This is a genomic window from Candidatus Deferrimicrobiaceae bacterium (assembly GCA_036504035.1).
GTDB lineage: Bacteria > Desulfobacterota > Deferrimicrobia > Deferrimicrobiales > Deferrimicrobiaceae > JANXPS01.
This window is the reverse complement of sequence record DASXVV010000014.1, coordinates 223794-242648: the sequence shown is the minus strand read 5'-3', so window position 1 is coordinate 242648 and position 18855 is coordinate 223794. Positions and strand designations below refer to the sequence as shown.

16 protein-coding genes are annotated in these 18855 nt (G+C 66.1%); 4 read left to right on the top strand and 12 right to left on the bottom strand.

From position 1 onward, the window contains the following. Positions 1-9: 9 nt before the first annotated feature. Complete coding sequence (locus VGK27_13580; GenBank protein HEY3491135.1) at positions 10-3003, bottom strand: transglycosylase domain-containing protein; 2994 nt, start codon at positions 3001-3003, stop codon at positions 10-12. A gap of 157 nt (positions 3004-3160) precedes the next feature. Between VGK27_13580 and VGK27_13575 the strand changes: the two genes are divergently transcribed. Together VGK27_13575 and VGK27_13570 are read left to right on the top strand one after the other, a co-directional pair. Then, positions 3161-4054: a metallophosphoesterase gene (locus tag VGK27_13575; GenBank protein HEY3491134.1), complete on the top strand. Its 894-nt coding sequence runs from the start codon at positions 3161-3163 to the stop codon at positions 4052-4054. 14 nt (positions 4055-4068) lie between these two features. Continuing rightward, complete coding sequence (locus VGK27_13570) at positions 4069-4440, top strand: cupredoxin domain-containing protein (GenBank protein ID HEY3491133.1); 372 nt, start codon at positions 4069-4071, stop codon at positions 4438-4440. Between the two features lie 28 nt (positions 4441-4468). Here the strand turns inward: VGK27_13570 and VGK27_13565 are convergent, their stop codons facing one another. The 8 genes from VGK27_13565 to VGK27_13530 form a co-directional block, all read right to left on the bottom strand. Further along, positions 4469-5134: a hypothetical protein gene (locus VGK27_13565; protein HEY3491132.1), complete on the bottom strand. Its 666-nt coding sequence runs from the start codon at positions 5132-5134 to the stop codon at positions 4469-4471. 2 nt (positions 5135-5136) lie between these two features. Next, positions 5137-6057: a hypothetical protein gene (locus tag VGK27_13560; GenBank protein ID HEY3491131.1), complete on the bottom strand. Its 921-nt coding sequence runs from the start codon at positions 6055-6057 to the stop codon at positions 5137-5139. Further along, positions 6054-6800, bottom strand: coding sequence for a hypothetical protein (locus VGK27_13555; GenBank protein HEY3491130.1), 747 nt, complete (start codon positions 6798-6800; stop codon positions 6054-6056). Before VGK27_13555 ends, VGK27_13560 begins: the two co-directional genes overlap by 4 nt. 88 nt (positions 6801-6888) lie before the next feature. Continuing rightward, a complete protein-coding gene (locus VGK27_13550) occupies positions 6889-7590 on the bottom strand; it encodes a SagB/ThcOx family dehydrogenase (protein HEY3491129.1) in 702 nt (233 codons plus the stop codon). A 45-nt stretch (positions 7591-7635) separates the two neighbouring features. Beyond that, positions 7636-9045: an AdeC/AdeK/OprM family multidrug efflux complex outer membrane factor gene (gene adeC / locus VGK27_13545; protein HEY3491128.1), complete on the bottom strand. Its 1410-nt coding sequence runs from the start codon at positions 9043-9045 to the stop codon at positions 7636-7638. Position 9046: 1 nt separating this feature from the next. Next, on the bottom strand, positions 9047-12223 hold the full coding sequence (locus VGK27_13540; protein HEY3491127.1) for an efflux RND transporter permease subunit: 3177 nt from the start codon (positions 12221-12223) through the stop codon (positions 9047-9049). 12 nt (positions 12224-12235) lie between these two features. Beyond that, positions 12236-13570 carry an efflux RND transporter periplasmic adaptor subunit gene (locus VGK27_13535; protein HEY3491126.1) on the bottom strand — a complete coding sequence of 445 codons (1335 nt, stop codon included), beginning with the start codon at positions 13568-13570 and terminating at the stop codon, positions 12236-12238. A gap of 80 nt (positions 13571-13650) precedes the next feature. Further along, entirely contained in the window at positions 13651-14223 is a 573-nt protein-coding gene (locus VGK27_13530; GenBank protein HEY3491125.1) for a TetR/AcrR family transcriptional regulator, read from the bottom strand. Positions 14224-14381: 158 nt separating this feature from the next. On the opposite strand from VGK27_13530, the gene VGK27_13525 reads away from it, so the two are divergent. Continuing rightward, positions 14382-14717, top strand: coding sequence for a hypothetical protein (locus VGK27_13525; GenBank protein HEY3491124.1), 336 nt, complete (start codon positions 14382-14384; stop codon positions 14715-14717). Here VGK27_13525 and rpiB read toward each other — a convergent pair. Further along, positions 14714-15178 (bottom strand): ribose 5-phosphate isomerase B, encoded by a 465-nt coding sequence (gene rpiB / locus VGK27_13520; GenBank protein ID HEY3491123.1) that lies wholly within the window; start codon positions 15176-15178, stop codon positions 14714-14716. The genes VGK27_13525 and rpiB overlap by 4 nt on opposite strands. Before the next feature lie 41 nt (positions 15179-15219). Between rpiB and VGK27_13515 the strand changes: the two genes are divergently transcribed. Then, the gene (locus VGK27_13515) at positions 15220-17337 is read left to right on the top strand and encodes a thioredoxin domain-containing protein (GenBank protein HEY3491122.1); all 2118 of its coding nucleotides are present in this window, start codon (positions 15220-15222) and stop codon (positions 17335-17337) included. On the opposite strand, the gene VGK27_13510 is transcribed toward VGK27_13515, so the two are convergent. Both VGK27_13510 and VGK27_13505 read right to left on the bottom strand, forming a co-directional pair. After that, entirely contained in the window at positions 17330-17554 is a 225-nt protein-coding gene (locus VGK27_13510; protein HEY3491121.1) for a cation transporter, read from the bottom strand. The genes VGK27_13515 and VGK27_13510 overlap by 8 nt on opposite strands. Positions 17555-17605: 51 nt before the next feature. Then, a complete protein-coding gene (locus tag VGK27_13505; GenBank protein HEY3491120.1) occupies positions 17606-18829 on the bottom strand; it encodes a hypothetical protein in 1224 nt (407 codons plus the stop codon). Between the last annotated feature and the right edge of the window lie 26 nt (positions 18830-18855).

Here is an 18855-nt window from a genome sequence, read left to right as displayed (position 1 = left end):
CCGGGCGGGTCACGTTCCCGCCTGAGGCGGGGAGGAAACGGCGGGCATGATTATCGGCGCCAGCCGCTTCAGCAGCGCCACCGGCAATGCGCTGGTGAAGCCGTAGCCCGATGCCTTCTCCCCCGGGACGAATGCGGTGACCGTCCCGAAGAACCGGTCGTCGATGATGAAAGCGAACGTCGCGGTCCGGTTCACGACGCGGGAGCCGATCTGCCGACCTCCCCTGGCGTAGGACTTGAACCGGTTGTCGCCGGTGCCGGTCTTCCCCCCGACCTCGATCGGCGTCCCATCCGGCCTGGCGAAGACCCCGGAGATGCGTCGGGCGGTGCCTTCCCGGACGACTCCGACCAGCTCCGTCTTGACCATCCCCGCCAGCTCGGGGGAAAGGACCCGTTCTCCCGGGGCGGGGACCGCCGCTACGTTCGCCGAGTAAGGCGTTCCCGTCGCGAACCGGAGCGCCCGGATGCGGACGGAGGACTGCCGGACTCCGTTGCCGGCCAGGATGCCCATGAGCTCCGCGAGGGCGGCGGGATTGTCGCCGGAGCTGCCGATCGCCGTCGCGAAGGATGGCACCAGCCGGTCGAACGGGAAGGCCATGCGTTTCCATGCGGCGTGGATCTCGAGGAAGGCGTCCGCCTCCAGCATCGTCCGGATCCGGTGGTCTTGCCCGCGGCGATAGCGGTCCTTGAAGAGCCAACGGTAGATCTCCTGGCGGACGTCGGCGGAGGCGGCGGCCAGCTCGTCGAACTTCGCTCCCGGATGACGGGAGCGATATTCGAGCAGCCACAGCTCAAGTGGATGGATCCGCGCGAGGTAACCACGATCCTGAAGAGTGAGCCGTCCGGGGTCGTAATCCCCGTAGAGGGCGACGATCGCCCGATCGTCCAGGCGCCCCTCCGGGTCGTGGGCGCGAAGGAACGCGGTGAAAGGCCCGATCCCCGCGGCCGGGCGGACCGCGCGATAGATCACCGCAAACCGCCCCGGTGACGGCCTGCCGAGCCCGCCAACCAGCGTCTCGAGCATCTCGTCCGGCGACTGGCCCCGATATCGCTCGTAGAACCGGGAGAGGAACCGGCGCCCCTCCATGTCGGCGAACCGGGACAGCAAGGCAAGCCTGCCGGGATCGCCCCGGTCCTCGAACAGGCTTGGCGCGTAGCCGGGAAGCCGGGCGACGTGGTAGTTGACGACGTCACGCATCAGCCGGACGAAAACGAGGTTGACCGATTTCCGGAACGCTTCCCGTACCGTCAGGATCTTTCCATCGTCCCGGTGGTCGAAGTTCGAGAAGCGCTGGATGCCGCCCCCCGTGAAGAACGTCTCCGACGGGCTGGAGGAATACGTTCTCGTCATCGCGGCTTCCAGCATGGCCGGAAGGCCCCGATCGCCCGTCCCTGAAAGGTAGTCGACCGCCCATCGGGTCAACCGGTCCTGCGGCGGGACCTGTCGGGTCTCCAGCCGCTCCGGCGACAGGCCGGCCAAATCGGCGTGGAGCGCGGCGACGATCTCGAGGTAATGGATCAAGGTGCGCAATTTCGCCGTGGACCCGAGCTCGAGCTTCGTGCCCTCGTTGATGTCCAGCGGCTGGTCAAGGCTGTCGGCCTGGACCCGGAGCAGGTTCCCTCCGGGGGTGCGCTCGAAGAGGGTAAAGCTGTAGATGATCCCGGACGGGTCGCCCCGGTCTAGCAGCCATGGGCCCTGGAGCTCGGGGTCAAGCGGAAGCCCGGGCTTGCCGAGCCGCGCCAAGGTGTCGGCGACCGCTCGTTGGAGCTCCCCGTCGAGGGTCGTCTCGACCGACAGGTCGAGTCGGTCTAGGTCGTAGGTGTCGTTCAGGTCCAGGAGCCCGAGCAACCGGCCCCGGATCGCATCGGCGGCCTTCCGGGCCGGGTCGGCCGTCCCTTCGGGCGGGACGGTCGGGACGGAACTCCCCGCATCCGATTCCAGCGCCGCCCGGCACAGGCGCCGGTCGACGACTTCTTCCTTCGCGAGCAGCCGCAGGTAGGCCTCGACGCGGGATTCCAGGGCAGGGCGGGCCTTCGTCAAGTACTCCGACGGCTTCTTGACGGCGAGCACGAGGGTAGCGACCTGGCGGAAGGCACGCCCCTGCTCGGCCAGCCGCTGCGGGTCGGCGGCAGGCGCCTCCTGAAGCAGTCGGTTGACGCGGTCGAAATCTGCGCCGAACCAGGACGCAAGACCGTCGCCCAGGCCGATGATCTCTCCCGTGCCTGGCATCGCCGCGAGCGGCATCGCGTTGATGTAGTCCAGGACGATCCGCCGGCGCGCTTCCAGGGTGCGCTCCCCTTCCATGTAGGCGCGCAGCGAGGCGGTCGCCATCTGCCGGATCTTCTCGACCCCGTCGGGGGTCCTGCCGGCGGGGGAATGGCGGAACTTCTCGATCTGCGTCGCAAGCGTGCTGCCGCCGGAGACCGGGTGCGACGGCACGATCCGGCTGTAGCCGAGATCCAGCATCGCCTTGGCGAACCGGGGCCACTCGACCGCAGGATTCCGGTAAGGGTACCGCTCGTCGAGCATGTCCCGGTTCTCGACGAACAGCAGCGTGGCGACGACCGGCGGCGGGATCGACGGGAAGTCCCGATAGACGTGACGGGGAACCCGGGCTTCGTAGAGCGACACACCCTTCCGGTCGAGGAGAGAAAGGCCCGCCTGGCTTTTTTCACGGTAAACGGGATAGACGAACCGGTCGATCCGCTCGCCCATCGCCGTCGTGCATCGAGCCTGGGACACGATCCGGAATCCCTGGCGGGACAGGTGTTCGAGAAATCCGGGGAGACGCGCGTAGCCGAGCCGGAAGTCGTAAGGCCCCTGCCCCCGGTGCGGGGGTTGCCGGCTGGCCCCGCCCTTAACGACGCAGGAGAGCTGACGATCGAGGCGCGGGAGCAGACGGGACTGCAGCCACGAGGTCTGGAACTCCGCCGCAGCGAGCGCTACGGCAGCCACCGCCGCGAAGACCGGCAAGGCCCGGACGAGACGTCCCTTTCGGATCACGCGCACAACCCTCCGATACTTGGATGCCGCAGCACGGGTTTCTGTTCGGGCGGATGTTTCCGGAAACCGACTCCCGTCATCGTCATCTAATTCCCGTTATTCGACCCGGTATTCTCTTGAAGCCAACCCCGACGTGGCGCGGAAGGAGACCAAGACGATGAACAGCAAGTTGGACCGGAGGCAGTTCCTCAAGCTGGCAGGGATCGGCGGCGTTGTCTTCGCCTCTGGCATGGGCGGATTCGCCGAGGCGGCCAAGACAGGCACGGTCGGGAAGGATTTCTTCTTCGTTCAGCTGTCCGACACCCACTGGGGCTTCAAGGACGAAAAGGTGAATCCGGACTGGCAGGGAACGCTGAAAAAAGCGGTCGCAGCGGTCAACGACCTCGAGTCTCCCCCGGCCTTCATCGTCTTCACCGGCGACCTGAGCCACACGACCGACGACCCGAAGGAGCGGCGTAATCGGTTGTCGGGCTTCCGCGACATCGCTGCAGGACTCAAGGCGGGGAACATCCGCTACATGCCGGGCGAGCACGACGCCTCCCTGGACAACGGCGAGGCGTTCAAGGAATTTTTCGGCCCGACCCGCTACACGTTCGACCACGAGGGCGTCCATTTCATCGCGCTCGACAACGTCTCCGATCCGACCTCGTCCATCGGCGACGCGCAGCTCGCCTGGCTGGCGGACGACCTCCGGAAGCTCGATCCCGAGACGATGATCACCGTGCTGACCCACCGGCCTCTCTTCGATCTCTACCCACAGTGGGACTGGGCGACGCGCGACGGAGCGAAAGCGATCGAGCTGCTCACCCCGTTCCGGAACGTGACGGTTTTCTACGGACACATCCACCAGGAACATCACCGGATGACCGGGAATATTCCGCACCACGCAGCGCGCGGGCTGATGTATCCCCTTCCCGAGCCCGGCTCGGTCCCGAAAAAGGCGCCGATCCCGTGGGACCCGGCGCATCCGTACAAGGGACTCGGGTTCCGGGAGCCGAAGGCGATCGCCGGGAAATCGATCTATTCGCTCCAGGAATACCCGATCCGCTAGGGAGGACCCATCCGATGCGTTCGATCAACAGGCTTCGCGCCGTCTCCGTTCTGGCGCTTCTGATCCTGGCGGCCGGGGCGCTCGTCCCCGTCGCCTGGTCCGACGAGCCCGAAACCATTGTCCGGGTCACCGCAAGGAAATTCGAATACAGCCCGAACGAGATCCGGCTGAAACGGGGGGTTCCGGCGATCATCGAGTTGACCTCCCTCGACCGGCTGCACGGGTTCGACTGCCCCGGCCTGGGACTCCGGACCGATATCCCGCCGGGAAAGACAACCCGCCTGCGGGTCGTGCCTGACAAGTCGGGAACGTTCCCTTTCCACTGCGACGTCTTCTGCGGGGAAGGACACGAGGACATGACGGGAACCATCATCGTGACCGACTAGGCACTCCCGGATCGCGCCGGGCCTTCCGTCAGTCCGGGTCGTCCGGCGCGACCAGCTCGATCCGGATCCGGGAAGGCGACTGGATCTTGTAGACCTTCCCCTGCATCGCCTGGAGTTCGACCTCCGGGCGGTTGAAGCCCTGCGCGTGCGCCTCGATCTGCAGCGGCTTGAGCGGCAAGGCCCCGTGCATCCGAAGCCGGGGGGCACGCGTGACCTTCAGGCTGAGCGTCTGGCGGGCCACCAGGTTGTTGACGGCGTATCGGCCGGGACGCACCAGGTGCGAGACGAAGAGGTCGCCCTGCTGCAGCTCCCGGCTGTCGAACACCGGCTTTCCATCCGTGCCCGTCCCGGGGGAGACCGTGACGGCGTATCCCCCCTTCCCTTTCGAGACATAGAACAGGACGTAGCCGCCGGGGTTGACGTCGAACGCGGCTTCCCCTTTGCCCGGCCCCCCGCCGCGCAGAGGCTCCGGGGCACCCGACGCCAAGGCCGCCAGGTCGATATCGGTCTGCGGCATGGTGTGCCCGACGTCCGATTCCAGGCGGAAATGCGCAACCGCGCGTTCACCTTCCCATACCGTCCCGAGGTAGCGGCCCGGTTCGGTGAATCGGTGGACGACCATTCCCAGAAGCGTCAGCGCACCGCTGTCCAGGGTGGTCTGCGACGCAAGATCCGGATCGACGAATTCGGTCATGATCAGCCTCCGATGTCGGCGGTGATGACGAGCTCGGCCGCATTGACCGCGACCGCCGGGTTCAGGATCGGGATCAGCAGCGGGTTCAGGGGGACCTTGGGATCCCCTTTCGTCGCCGGGTAGGGATCGTTGAACTTGTGGACCGGGTACTTGTTCGCGAAGTGGTCGGCGATCGCCGTCTCGAGGAAGGCCACGAAGTTGAATACCCGCTTGAACAGGTCCAGCACCCAGTCGGCGACCGTTCCGACGATTCCGACCAGCTTCTTGAGAAAATCGACGATCGGTCCGACGATCGCCCAGAAAGCGTCCTTGATCCACTGGGGCGCGCCTCCCAGCAGGTTGTTGAACACGTTGTTCGCGGTGTCTTCGAGGAGGGCGTCGATGGACGCGGCCACGTTCAGCGTGACATCGACGTGTTTCGGGGCGGCGAAGAGCTGCCACTGGTTCGCCACCTTGGCGATCTCGGCGTCGAGGTCCGTCATGGCGGGGGTGCGGTCCGGATTCGCGAAGTGGCGGATCGTCGCGCCCGACTCGACGTTCACGTTGATGTCGAGGATTCCCTTGAGGTCCAGGTCCAGTGTGACGGTCCTGCCGTGAAAGATGACGACCCTGGGCGCGGTCAGGGCGCAGCCGCCATGGATGAGGTCGGGGACGATGCAGAACCCGCCGATGGCGAGGTCGGGGATGGCGACGCCGACCGAGAGATTCGTGGGGTCGTTGACCACCTCGAGATCCTCCACCTTGATCGTCCCGGCATCGGTCAGCGAAACGCTTCCCCCATGGAGCTTGGCGCCCACATCGTAGGAGGCCGAGAACGCCCCGGTCGACGTGCTGCCGTTCTTGGTCACGGCGAAATGCTCCTCGACAGCGCGAAACAGATCGGAGAAAAGCTGATGATTCAGGGCGACGGTGAACTGGCTCATGACGCGGTCACCTCCACGAAGACCTTGACCTGATCGTCTTCCACCGCGGGGTTGTTGGCCACCGTGGCGGGCGACGGCTTCGTTGCCGAAACGGAAACCTTTCCCACCATTTTCGGGATGTCCAGGGTGAAGGGTGCCAGCGCCAGGACCGCCTTGGGCAGCACCTTTTCCTTGAGCACCAGCCGGGCCAGGTAGACCAGCGCGTTGTCGAGGCCCGGGGGCGCGATGCCGACGATCTCGAGGTGGTCCGCCACGCCGGAGAGCGTCTCGTCGGGAGCGGTCCCGCCCAGCACCAGGTGACCGATCGCATAGACCACGAGGTCGAAGGAATAGACGGGATTCACGGGGTAGATGTTGTCGAGCGCGTTCAGGACGCCCGCCGTGACCGTCGCCTGGAGCGAAAATCGTTGCTCGGGCTTCATCAGGGAGGCGATGTTCGACGGCAGCGCCACCGTGTTGGCCGGATGGAAGTCGATCGCGAAGCCGGTCAGTTGGAAGCACAGGTCCGGTGGAACCTTGAGTCCCAGATCGGGGAGCTTCACGAGTGTCGTGAGCGGATTCTTGTAGCGGGAGACGTCGGGCGCCGGAGTGATCGGCTTGGGAAAGCGCTTGGGGTCAGCCTGGAAGTATCCCGTCCCGTAGTTGAACAGCGACGGTCGCTGCTTCATGAGCAGCCGGACCGCGGCGTTGATGCCGGCTTCGGTGACGCCGGCGTAGATGCTGCACCTGTCGGTGAATGCCATCCAACCCTCCCCGATTCATGGTCTTGGGCTGAATGATATGCGCCATATGCAGTTTATTGCAACGCCATAAACGCTGGAGCGCCCGGGATCACCGCCCCGGCGGACCGGCGGCGGGCGCCGGGCGCCCGACGCTCATGGCGAGCAGGACGACCTGACGGTCGGACAGTCCGAGCGATTTCGCGAGCGCAGGCCGGTCGATGAGGGCGCGCACGCCCGTGGCGAGCCCCTCGCTGGCGCAGAACAGGTAGACGTTCTGGCCGATGAAGCCGGCGTCCGCCCAGATCCACTGCTTCTGCTCGGGGTCCTTCTCCGCCCCCTTCATCCGGGACGTGTCGGCGACCAGGACGAGCGTCAGCGGCGCGTCCTTGACGAACGACTGGACGCCCGCCTGCGCCCTGAGATCGCCGGGCGCCACCGGTACCAGGCGGTTGGCGGCGGGATCGTAGCGGTACGTCCCCTCCGCACGGACCACCATAAGGTCGATCTCTTGCCAGTTGCGCGCGGAGGGCGCGGTGCGCTTCCCGTCCGCGGGGCGGTTGATCCCCCAGGCGGCCCAGAGCAGGTTCGCGAGCTGCTGGTCCGGGATCGGTTCCTTCGCAAACGCGCGGCTGGTCGCTCGCAGCGCCAGCGCCTGCATGAGCGGCTTGCCGCCGTCCGTCTGCGGCGCCGGGAGCGGAATCGGGGCGAGATCGACGGCGAGGGCCGACCCGGCGATCGCCAGCGAGACGGCCATCGCGAATAGCAACGGGATCATGAAGCGCCGACGAACAAATCGGAATCGATCAGTCATGGGTTCCCTCCGGGGGATCGGCTTCGGACTCGTGATGGATCGGTTTCAGGCCCCTCCGCCGAGCGCCTTGTAGAGCGTCACCCGGTTCGCGAGATGCGCGAGGCGCACCGCGATCAGGTTCTGTTGCGCCGCGTAAAGGGTGCGTTGGGCATCCAGGACCGACAGGTAGCTGTCGACCCCCTTTTCATACCGGGCATCGGACAGCTTGCGCGTCGCCGCCGCTGCATCGACCAGCGATTGCGTCGCGGAAAGCTGCTCTCCCAGCGTCCCGCGTTGCGCCAGGGCGTCGGCCACTTCCCGGAATGCGCCCTGGATGGCCTTTTCATACTGCGCCACGAAAATGTCGCGGTCCGTTTCCGCCACTTTCAGGTTCGCCAGGTTCGCGCCACCTTCGAAGATCGGCAGGGTGATTCGGGGCGCGAAGCTCCACATGCCCGCGCCGCCCTTGAACAGATCCCCCAGCTGATCGCTGCCGAGGCCGATCGACGTCGTAAGCGTGATTCGGGGGAAGAAGGCGGCACGTGCCGCGCCGATGTTCGCATTGGCGCCCTTCAACTGCCCTTCGGCCTCCAGGATGTCGGGACGCCGCTGAAGTACTTCGGATGGAATTCCGGGCGCCAGATCCTGCATCGCGGAGGCGGCGTCGAGCTGCGCCGGGAGCAGTTCTTCGGGGACCGGCCCCCCCGCGAGCAGTTCGAGGGCGTTCCGGTCCTGGGCGATCACCGAGGTATAGCGGGCGATATCGATTCGCGCGGCGTCGACGCTGGTCTGGGCCTGCCGAAGGTCGAGCTCGGAGGAAACCCCGCCCTCGAAGCGACGCTTCGTCAGCTCGTAGGATTTCTCCTGCGTTCCGAGCGTTTCCCCCGCGAGCCGCAGCCGTTCCCGATCGGAGGCCAGCGCCAGCCATTGCCCGGCCACTTCGGAGACGAGGCTGATCTGCACGCTCCGGCGGGCCTGCTCGGTTGCGAGATAGCTTTCGAGCGCCTGGTTCTTGAGGCTTTGAACCCGGCCGAAGAGATCAAGCTCGTAGCCGCTGACCCCGACCCCTACGTCATACTGGTGCGTGGTGATCGGTTTCCCCACGCCCGAGAGCGTCTCGGGCACCCTCTGGGCTGCGGCGCCGCCGCTCGCGTTGACCGATGGGAAAAGATCGGCCTGCCGGATCCGGTAAAGCGCCCGTGCCCGTTCGATGCTCAGCGTGGCGATCCGCAGGTCGCGGTTGTTCGAGAGCGCGAGGGCGATCACCTTCCTGAGTGCGTCGTTCGTGAAGTAGTCGACCCAGGCGATGTCGGCCGCCGCCATCCCCGGCGGTTTCGGCTCCGATGCCCCATAGGCGGCGCCGGTCGGCCAGACCGAAGGTACGGGGGCGGCCGGTCGGGCGTATTTCGGCGCCATCGTGGCGCAGCCCGACAAGGCGATTGCAGCGATCGGAAGAACGATAAGTAAACGTTTCATATCAGACGGTCTCCGTGGGTTGAGCGATTTCGTTTCCCGCCTCGATCGCCGGCTCTGCCTTTTCCGACTTCCTGGGGAAGGCGCGCCGGACCACCAGGAAGAACACGGGGACGAAGAGAATGGCAAGGAAGGTGGCCGAGATCATCCCGCCCATGACGCCGGTGCCGATCGCATTCTGCGCGCCGGACCCGGCCCCCTTGGTGATGACCATCGGGAGCACGCCCAGGATGAAGGCGAGCGACGTCATCAGGATCGGCCGGAGGCGCAGGCGGGTCGCTTCCAGCGCCGCCTCGATCAGGCCCATGCCTTGCGCAAGATTGGCCTCGGCGAACTCGACGATGAGGATGGCGTTCTTGGCGGAGAGGCCGATGGTCGTCAGCAACCCGACTTGAAAGTACACGTCGTCCGACAGGCTGCGCCCGGTGGCCGCGACGAGTGCACCGACTACCCCGAGCGGGACGACGAGCAGGACTGCGGCCGGGATGGCCCAGCTCTCGTAGAGGGCCGCGAGCGACAGGAACACCACCAGCAGCGAGATCGCATAGAGCGCGGGCGCCTGGGCGCCGGTCAGCCGCTCTTCATAGGACAGCCCGGTCCATTCGAACCCGATGCCGGGCGGCAGCTTCGCCGCCAGCTCCTCCATGATCGTCATGGCTTCCCCCGAGCTCGTGCCGGGCGACGGTTCGCCCTGGATTTCCGCGGACGGCAGGCCGTTGTACCGCTCGAGCCGCGGGGAACCGTAGCTCCAGCGGGTAGATGCGAAGGCCGAGAAGGGAACCATCTCGGCGTCCTTGTTCCGGACGAACCAGCTTTCGAGGTCTTCCGGCTTCATGCGGTAGGCCGCATCCGACTGGAGATAGACCTTCTTGACGCGCCCCTTGTCGAGGAAGTCGCCGATGTAGGCACTGCCCCAAGAGGTCGAGATGGCGTCGTTGACCTGGGCGATCGAGAGCCCCATCGCCCCGAGTCGGGGCTTGTCGATCTCGAGCCGATACTCGGGCGTGTCCTCCTGCCCGTTGGGGCGCACCTTCATGAGGCGCGGGTCCTGCGCCGCCATTCCCAGGAGCTGGTTGCGCGCCGCCATCAGCTGGTCGTGCCCGAGCCCGCCCCGGTCCTGGAGCTCGAAATCGAAGCCGGTCGCGTTCCCGAGTTCCATGACGGCCGGCGGCGGAAAGGCGAAGACCATGGCGTCCCGGATCTTCGAGAAGGCGCCCATCGCCCTTCCGGCGACGGCCTTGGCGCCAAGGTCCGCGCGCGTCCGAAGGCTCCAGTCCTTAAGCTTCACGAAGGCGAGCCCCATGTTCTGCCCCCGTCCGCCGAAGCTGAAGCCGGCGACGGTCATGATGGAGGCGACCGATTCCTTCTCGTCTTCCAGGAAGTGCCGCTGCACCTCGGACAGGACCTTCAACGTCCGCTCCTGAGTCGCCCCGGCCGGAAGCTGGACCATGCACATGAGGATCCCCTGGTCCTCGTCGGGCAGGAATGCCGTGGGCAGCCGCCAGAACAGGAACCCCATGACGGCCACGATCGCGATATAGACGGCGATGACTCGCCCGCTCTTCGCGAGCAGGCGCCCGACGATCGACTGGTACTCGCCGCTGCCGCTGTCGAAGACGCGGTTGAACCAGTTGAAGAACCACGAGAAGCGGCCTCCCTCAGCGACATTGTGCCCCTTGGCGACCGGCTTGAGCAGGGTCGCGCACAGCGCCGGCGTAAGGATCAGCGCCACGACGACGGAAAGGACCATCGCCGAGACGATGGTGATGGAGAACTGGCGATAGATGACGCCCGTGGAGCCGCCGAAGAAGGCCATCGGGATGAAGACGGCGGAGAGGACCATGGCGATGCCGATCAGGGCCCCCGTGATCTGGTCCATCGACTTTCGCGTCGCCTCGATGGGGGACAGCCCTTCGGTGGACATGATGCGTTCCACGTTCTCGACGACGACGATGGCATCGTCGACGAGGAGTCCGATGGCGAGCACCATCGCGAACATCGTCAGCGTGTTGATGGAAAAGCCGAAGGCCGAGAGAACGCCGAAGGTGCCGAGGAGGACGACCGGCACGGCGATCGTCGGGATGAGCGTCGCCCGGAAGTTCTGGAGGAAGAGGTACATGACGACGAAGACCAGCAGGATCGCCTCGGCCAGCGTCTTCACCACTTCCTCGATGGAGATCTTCACGAAGGGCGTCGTGTCGTAGGGGTAGACCGCCTTCACGCCCGCGGGGAAGAACTTCGACAGCTCGTCGACCTTGTCTTTCACCGCCTTGGCGGTGTTGAGGGCGTTGGCGCCCGACGCGAGGCGGATCGCCAGGCCGGAGGCCGGCTTGCCGTTGTATTGGCCGACCATCTCGTAGCTCTCGGTCCCGATCTCGGAGCGGGCGACGTCGCGCAGCCGCACCACGGATCCGTCGGGGTTGGTACGCAGCAGGATGCTGTCGAATTCCTCCGGCGTCTTGAGCAGCGTCTGGGCGGTGATAGCGGCGTTCAGCTGCTGTTCCTTGGCCGCCGGCGCACCGCCAAGCTGGCCGGCGGAGACCTGGGCGTTCTGGGCCTGGATCGCCGCCTGTACATCCGCGGGGGTCAGGCCGAAGCTGGCGAGCCGGTTCGGGTTGAGCCAGATCCGCATGGCGTACTGGGAGCCGAAGAGCGTGACCTCGCCGACCCCGGTGACGCGGCTCAGCGGGTCCTGGACGTTCGCTGCCAGATAGTCGGATAGGTCGTACCGGGACATCTTCCCGTCCTCGGAGATGAGCCCGACGATGAGCATGAAGTTTCGGGTGGACTTGACGACCTGCACCCCCTGCTGCTGCACCCTTTGGGGAAGAAGCGGCATGGCGAGCTGGAGCTTGTTCTGCACCTGGACCTGGGCGATGTTCGGGTCGGTCTCGGCGTCGAAGGTGAGCGTGATGCTGACGGCGCCGGCGGAATCGCTGGACGATCCCATGTACCGAAGGTGGTCGATGCCGTTCATCTTCTGCTCGATGACCTGCGTGACCGTGTCCTGCACCGTCTGGGCCGACGCGCCCGGATACATGGCGTTGATGGCGATCTGCGGCGGGGCGATCGCCGGGTACTGGGACACGGGGAGGCGGAAGATCGACAACGCCCCCGCGAGCATGATGACGATGGCGATGACCCAGGCGAAGATCGGCCGGTCGATGAAATATCGGGACATGAAGCGTCTCCTCTACTTGTGGGCCGGCGACTTGCCGTCGAACGGCACCGCCTTGACCGGGGCGCCCGGCCTCACCCGCTGAAGCCCTTCGACGATGACGCGATCGCCCTTCTTGAGCCCTTCGTCGACGAGCCAGTTGTCGCCGAGGGCGCGGGAGACTTTGATGACCCGGGGCTCGACCTTGTCGCCGGCGCCGACCACGAGCGCCGTGGCGTTGCCCGACGAATCGCGCGTCACGCCGCGCTGGGGAACCAGGATCCCCCGCTCGGCCACGCCTTCTTCGACGAGAGCGCGAACGTACATGCCCGGAAGAAGCACGCCCTTCGGGTTGGGGAACACGGTGCGGACAGTGACAGACCCGGTCCCGGGATCGACCGTGACATCGGAGAAGCTGAGTGTTCCCTTGAGCGCATACGGGGTTCCGTCCTCGAGAAGCAACTTGACCGCCGCCCGGCCTCCGCCCCTTTTCATGCGGCCAGATTCGAGGTTCCGCTGAATCCGGATCAGGTTTGCGCTGGACTGGGTTACGTCCACATAGATGGGGGCGAGCTGCTGGATCGTAGCCAGAGGGGCGGGCTGGTTCGCCGTCACCAGGGCGCCTGTCGTCACGGCGGACTTCCCGATGCGGCCCGAAATCGGCGCCGTCACCCGCGTGTAGGCGAGGTTGATCCGCGCCGTTTCCATGGCCGCTTCGGCGCCCTGGATGTCGGCTTCGGCACCCTTGATCGACGCTTCGGCGCCCTCGATCTCGGCCTCGGTGCCGCCGAGCGAGGCCTGCGCGCCCTGGATCGCCGCATCGGCCTGCCGCACGGCGGCGGCGGCGTCATCGTAATCCTGACGGCTGACGGCGTTGATCGCCACCAGGTCCTTGAACCGGTCCGCTCTCAGGCGAAGCGGAACGGCGTTGGCCTCGGCACGCGCCACCGCCGCCTTCGCGTTGGCCTGGGAGGTCTTCGCCTTGGTCAGCATCGCCCTCGCGTTGGCGAGACCCGCCTTCGCGCGGGCGTGGGTCGCCTTCGCGTTCGCCTGGGCCGCGAGATAGCTGCTCGGGTCGATCTCGTAGAGGACTTCGCCCGCCTTGACGTTCGATCCCTCGATGAAGCGCCGTTTCAGGATGATCCCGCCGACCTGAGGACGGACCTCGGCCACGAGGTATGGGGATGTCCGTCCGGGCAGTTCGGTCGTCAAAGCGACGCGTTGCGGCGTGATGGTCACGAAAGCGACCTCGGAGGGCGGGGGCGGCGTCTTCGAAGCGGAGGACTGCTTGCCGCAACCCGCCAGGCCGGCGACGGCAGCGAGGAAGAGGGAGGCGGTCAGGATCGGGGAGATTCGGTTCAATGTGCCCATAAATGACCTCGGCTTTCCGGATAATTGCGTCTTGAAATGTGAATGATCATTCATTATTATTGCACTCATTTGAGGGATTCCTAACGCCGGACGGCGTCCCAGCACGCTTCGACCGACCGGTCGATCAGGGCATCGTCGAGCTGGATGAACCCGAGGATCGCGTCGCGGCAGACCGCGATGAGGGGTCCGAATGTTAGGGCGAAGAGGACGGGCGTCGGCAGGTCCTTCACGATCTGTTCCCCGCGCGCGCCCTCCAGAAGTTCGATCACAACGTTCCCGTCGCCTGCCCCGAGCAACTTTTCCCGCCGGTGGTCGACCCCGTAGGGAGAGTTGTGGAACTGCTCGATGAAGCGGAATTCTATCGGACAATCGATCATGTAGCGCGCAACCCCACGCCCGATGTGGAGGAATCGCTCCCGGACCGGCCGGCCTTTTGGATATCCCGACAGCACCCGTGCCAGCATCCGGGCCTCGAGCGACCGGTACGCTTCCACCATGAGCTCGTCCTTGCCCTTGAAGTAGCAGTAGATGGTGCCCGCCGCGACGCCGGCGCGCTCGGCCACGAGCGCCATCGGCGCACCGTGGAAGCCGTGCTCGGCCACCAGCTCGAGGGCGGCCTGGATCACGGCATCCCGTTTGTCACATTTTTCCATCGCTCGACTCCCATAAAATGAACATTCATTCATTATGCGCGCTCCTGCCGATCGCGTCAAGCCGGAAATCCAGCCGGGAATCCGAAGCACGCGCGATACCGGATGCAATTCATGGTGGGCAGGCGCATAATAAGGTTTGAACGAAAAGGAGGGCTTTCATGGAACAGGTCCTGGTCCACGCGAAAAAGGTGCCTGCCGAGGTCATCCAGAAGCTTCGGGAAGTGCTGGGGTTGTCCGAGATCGAGGGCGAGACCAAGAGTGCGTGGGGCGAGTTCCTCGAGACGCTCCCGAGCCTCGACCTGGTCGCTGAAAAGCAGGAACAGTTGCGTCAGTTCATCGTCTCGATCAATTTCGACGCCCTGCTGCCGGCGGTCAACCGGATGTCGCAGAATGCCGGGTTGTGGCTTTGCGAAAAATGCGAAGCGCTTCAGGACGGGTTCAAGGTGGTCCTTCGCGACGACGAGATCACGATCGTCGGCAAGCCGACGCGCTAGACTCCGGACACGCCTCCCTTCCCGTATTTCGATTCGAGCACTCGAATCTTGTCGAGTCGCCGCCGGTGCCGATCCAACCCGTCGTAGGCGGCCCCGAGAAAGGTTCGGACCAGTTCGCGGGCGAGTTCCCGCCCGATAACCAGCCCGCCCATCACGAGTACGTTCATGTCGTCGTGTTCGACCCCCTGGTGGGCCGAATAGTTGTCGTGGCACAATCCTGCCCTGATTCCCGGAAGCTTGTTGGCCGCCACGGCCGCGCCGACGCCGCTGCCGCACAGCAGGATGCCGCGCTCCGCACTTCCGGAAAGCACGGCGATCCCGACCGCCTCGGCGTAATCGGGATAATCGACCGGCTCGGCGGACCGGGTTCCCAGGTCGATCGCTTCCCAGCCGGCCTCGCGTGCGAACCCCATCACGTGTTGCTTCAGCTCGAATCCCGCATGATCGCATCCGATGGCCACTCGCAAGAACCACCTCCCCGATCGGTTTCATCCAATTCTGCATGAAACCGAACGAACACGCCACGACGGAAACCGCACCGGCTCATCCCAAGGGCAATCGGCTGGGGCGCGAGACCAGTCCCTACCTGCTGCAGCACGCACGGAATCCGGTCGACTGGTACCCCTGGAGCGCCGAGGCGTTCCGGAAGGCGCGCGAGGAGAACAAGCCGATCTTCCTGAGCGTCGGGTACTCGGCTTGCCACTGGTGCCACGTCATGGCACACGAGAGCTTCGAAAACGTTGAAACTGCGGAGATCCTGAACCGCAACTTCGTCGCCGTCAAGGTCGATCGCGAGGAGCGTCCCGACATCGATGCGGTCTATATGCGCGCGGTGCAGGCGATGACCGGCCGGGGCGGGTGGCCGATGAGCGTGTTCCTCACCCCCGAAGGGGCGCCGTTTTATGGCGGCACCTACTTCCCCGACCGCCCAATTTACGGGATGCCCGCATTCAAAGAGGTGCTCGCGCAAGTCGCCGAGGCGTGGCGAACGCGTCGCGAGGAGCTTTCCGGCGTGGGCGAAAAGGTCGCCGCCGCGCTGCGCGAGTCCGCGGTTCCGGTCGCGGGAGATGCGGGGCCGCGGGACGGCGACACTGCGTTTCCTGCGGTAATGCGCATGGCCGATGCCTTCGACGACCGTTACGGAGGCTTCGGCGGCGCCCCGAAATTTCCCCAGACGATGGCGCTCGAATTCCTCCTTCGGCGGCACCTCGCGACCGGCGATCCGCACGCCCTGTCCATGGCGACCCGAACGCTGGACGCGATGGCACGGGGTGGCATTTACGACCAGGTCGGCGGCGGATTCCACCGCTACGCCACGGACGAGGCCTGGCGCATCCCGCACTTCGAGAAGATGCTCTACGACAACGCCTTGCTTGCGCGGGTCTACCTGCACGCGTGGCAGGTGACCGGGGCCCCGCGGTACCGTGGCATCGCGACCGGGACGCTCGATTACGTCATCCGCGAGATGTCCGGCCCCTCCGGAGGATTCTGCTCGGCGCAGGACGCCGATTCGGAAGGCGAGGAAGGCCGCTTCTATCTCTGGACCCCCGACGGCATCCGTGCCGCTTTCGCGGCTTTCGCGAAGCCGAAGATCGGGCCGGAGGACACCGCGCTCTTTTTCGACGCCTACGGCGTCACTTCGGCGGGAAACTTCGAGGGAGCGAACATCCTCTTTGTGGACCGGCTCGCGGACGCGCTGGCCGCGCGACACGGCCTGGCGCCGGAGGACATCGAGTCACGGCTTTTGCGGATGCGCCGCGCGCTTTTCGATGCCCGGAAACGACGCGTGCCTCCCGCGCGGGACGGGAAGTTGCTTGCGGGCTGGAACGGGCTGATGCTGGCGGCTTTCGCGGAAGCGGGTCGCGACCTGGCGCGTCCCGATTATCTGGCCGCCGCCGAGGCCTGCGCCGCGTTCCTGACGGGCCATATGCAAAAGGCGCCCGGGCGCTTGTTCCGGTCTTTTGGCGGGGGAATGGCAACGTCGGACGGGGTTCTCGAGGACCACGCCAACGTCGCGGATGGGCTCCTGGCGCTTTACCACGCCACCTTCGACCCGCGCTGGTTCCTCTCGGCCCGGGCGATCGGGGACGTCATCCTCGCCCGCTTCGCCGATGAGCACGGAGGCTTCTACGATACGAGCGACGACCATGAAAGGCTCATCGTGCGGCCCCGGGAAATCCAGGACGGCGCCTTGCCGTCGGGCGGGTCGATGGCCACGCTGGTGCTGCTACGGCTGGCGGCATACACCGGCGAGGCGCGTTACCGGGAGGCCGCCGAATCGGCCCTCTCGCAGGTCCGGCCGCTCATGGCCGAGTTTCCCCTCGGGTTCGCCCATTGGCTGAACGCCCTCGAATTCGCGAATGCGCCGACGGCCGAGGTCGCGATCGTCGGGGAGGACCCAGGAAAGCTCCTGGAGGCCGTCTTCGGAAAATATCGGCCCGACATGGTGGTCGCCTGCGGAACCGGGCGGGAAGCGTCGCCTGTCCCCCTGCTGGAGAGCAGGACGGTCCCGGGCGGCCAGACGGCGGCCTATGTCTGCCGACGACTCGCCTGCGCGGGGCCGATCCGCGATCCGGCCGATCTCGCGCGCGTTCTCGACGAACCGGCGCCCGCTACCTGACGACCGAGGAAGGATACCCCTCGGCCGTCGTCGCGGCGACGAGCGCGTCAGTCGAGACCATGTCCGGATCGATGATCATCCGGGCACGCGGCGGGTCGAGCGTCAACTCGACGGAAGAGACGCCCTGAAGCGAGGACAGGCTCTTCTTGACCGCCATGACGCAGTGCCCGCACGTCATGTCGCGGACGATCAACTCGATCTTCGACAACTCTCCCACTGTTTCCTCCTCGATCTTTCCCGCATGCGCCCTGACGCGTTGACGAAAAGATCAGGGCCCGATGGAAATCCAGAATGCCTCGATGCCCCCCGCCGTGAGATAGCCCCGGGCCTTCACGAATACGTTGTCGACGACGGCCGTATCCGGGAGGCGCTCATGCGGAAACGCTGCCGCGTCGTAGAAGGCGGCAAGCCGGAAGGGGCGCGGCAGGACGATGTTGTCGGCCGGAAGCCGCAGGACAAACGTGTTGTCCGGCTGCCATCCGCCGGCGACGATGCCGCTCAAGGCGGCGGGAAAGGCGATCCCCACCTCTTCGGCGACCAGGGTCCCCGCCTGGAATGTCCCGATCGCGTCGACGATCGCCGTGTCCCGGAGCGCTTCCGGGCCAACCGCGGGATCGGGAGCCACGAAGCGGCCGTCCAGGAAGAGCCAGCCCGTCGACGCGTCGAACCGGGCATGGAAGACCTGGTTGTCCGAGGTTCGGATGTCGAAGTTGCCGGTCAGGGAGTTCACGCCGGAGGCGACCCCCGAGACAAGATACTTCGGCGGGCCGACGGTCGCGAAAACCTGCGGTCGGATCAGGACGTTAGCGCTGTTGCCGGCCTGCTGGATCCGGAGCCCGACCAGCTTGATGTCGATGGCGAAAAAGCGAACGCCACCGACCGCGTTGGCCGCGACCGGGATGACCAGGTCGCCGCCGACGAAGTGGACGTCGAAGTGGTAGTGCGCCGTGGAATGGAACAGCGTAGGAGTCCCCTGCGACCAGCCGACGACGTTGTCGTAGTAGATGCGGATCTTGCCATAACTACCGGCAGGGATATCCCCGAACTTGTTCAGCAACTTTGCGGCCTGGACGCCGGTCGGCGGGTGCATCAGGTCGATCGTGACGGGCGACGGCAGCGTGACCGTCACGAACCCGCCTTCGCCGGCGGGAGTTTCCTCCGACGCGCTGTTCTGCGCCTCCAGCTGGCCGTTGACGTCGGGGAGCCCGGCTCCCCCGGAGGGAATCAGGGCGATCCGGGTCACGGCCACCAGGACATTGTCGAACGTCGTCGCAACCGCGGCCGGGGATACGGAGGCGACATCGGCTGTCGTCGCGAACGATGTCGCGGCGGGGAAAGCCGTCGCGGAAACCATCGAAATGCTGGCCGAGGCTCCCGCACCGCCGGCCTGGCCCGCGGATCCGCCACCCCCGCAGCCTCCGAACGCCCATACGATCGACAGCGCCAGCATCACGACCTGAACGGTCCGGCACGACCCACGCGTTGCGCCCATGATCCCCTCCTTCGCCGAGACCGGCG

Bases quoted from the DNA above. Each gene is read 5' to 3' on its own strand.
- VGK27_13550 (HEY3491129.1), bottom strand. From the start codon at position 7,590: ATGACTGATCGATTCCGATTTGTTCGTCGGCGCTTCATGATCCCGTTG.
- VGK27_13525 (HEY3491124.1), top strand. From the start codon at position 14,382: ATGGAACAGGTCCTGGTCCACGCGAAAAAGGTGCCTGCCGAGGTCATC.
- VGK27_13555 (HEY3491130.1), bottom strand. From the start codon at position 6,800: ATGGCATTCACCGACAGGTGCAGCATCTACGCCGGCGTCACCGAAGCC.
- VGK27_13515 (HEY3491122.1), top strand. From the start codon at position 15,220: ATGAAACCGAACGAACACGCCACGACGGAAACCGCACCGGCTCATCCC.
- VGK27_13530 (HEY3491125.1), bottom strand. From the start codon at position 14,223: ATGGAAAAATGTGACAAACGGGATGCCGTGATCCAGGCCGCCCTCGAG.
- VGK27_13540 (HEY3491127.1), bottom strand. From the start codon at position 12,223: ATGTCCCGATATTTCATCGACCGGCCGATCTTCGCCTGGGTCATCGCC.
- VGK27_13535 (HEY3491126.1), bottom strand. From the start codon at position 13,570: ATGGGCACATTGAACCGAATCTCCCCGATCCTGACCGCCTCCCTCTTC.
- VGK27_13560 (HEY3491131.1), bottom strand. From the start codon at position 6,057: ATGAGCCAGTTCACCGTCGCCCTGAATCATCAGCTTTTCTCCGATCTG.
- adeC (HEY3491128.1), bottom strand. From the start codon at position 9,045: ATGAAACGTTTACTTATCGTTCTTCCGATCGCTGCAATCGCCTTGTCG.
- VGK27_13570 (HEY3491133.1), top strand. From the start codon at position 4,069: ATGCGTTCGATCAACAGGCTTCGCGCCGTCTCCGTTCTGGCGCTTCTG.
- VGK27_13565 (HEY3491132.1), bottom strand. From the start codon at position 5,134: ATGACCGAATTCGTCGATCCGGATCTTGCGTCGCAGACCACCCTGGAC.
- VGK27_13575 (HEY3491134.1), top strand. From the start codon at position 3,161: ATGAACAGCAAGTTGGACCGGAGGCAGTTCCTCAAGCTGGCAGGGATC.
- VGK27_13505 (HEY3491120.1), bottom strand. From the start codon at position 18,829: ATGGGCGCAACGCGTGGGTCGTGCCGGACCGTTCAGGTCGTGATGCTG.